Below are 301 nucleotides of genomic sequence, written 5' to 3' on the forward strand. Positions count from 1 at the left end.
GTGGCGAAGTACCGGTAGGCGACGTCGATGGTGATGCCCTGTTCCCGCTCGGCCCGCAGGCCGTCGGTCAGCAGCGCCAGATCGGGCCGGGCGCCCCGGGACGCGCGTTCCACGGCCTCCAGCTGGTCGGCGAGGACCGACTTGGAGTCGTGCAGCAGCCGTCCGACGAGGGTGGACTTGCCGTCGTCGACCGACCCGGCGGTCGCGAGCCGCAAAGTGTCTACGGTGCTCATGTCTAGAAGTACCCCTCGCGCTTGCGGTCTTCCATCGCGGCCTCGGACATCTTGTCGTCGGCGCGGGT

General features: G+C 69.4%; 1 protein-coding gene. It reads right to left on the minus strand.

Going from position 1 to position 301, the window contains the following annotated elements:
- On the minus strand, nt 1–233 hold a 233-nt coding region (locus tag ACTT8P_RS38570), incomplete at its 3' end, for a GTP-binding protein (RefSeq protein WP_442836447.1).
- Nucleotides 234–301 lie beyond the last annotated feature (68 nt).

The organism is Streptomyces sp. JW3, assembly GCF_052216785.1.
Classification (GTDB): Bacteria; Actinomycetota; Actinomycetes; order Streptomycetales; family Streptomycetaceae; genus Streptomyces.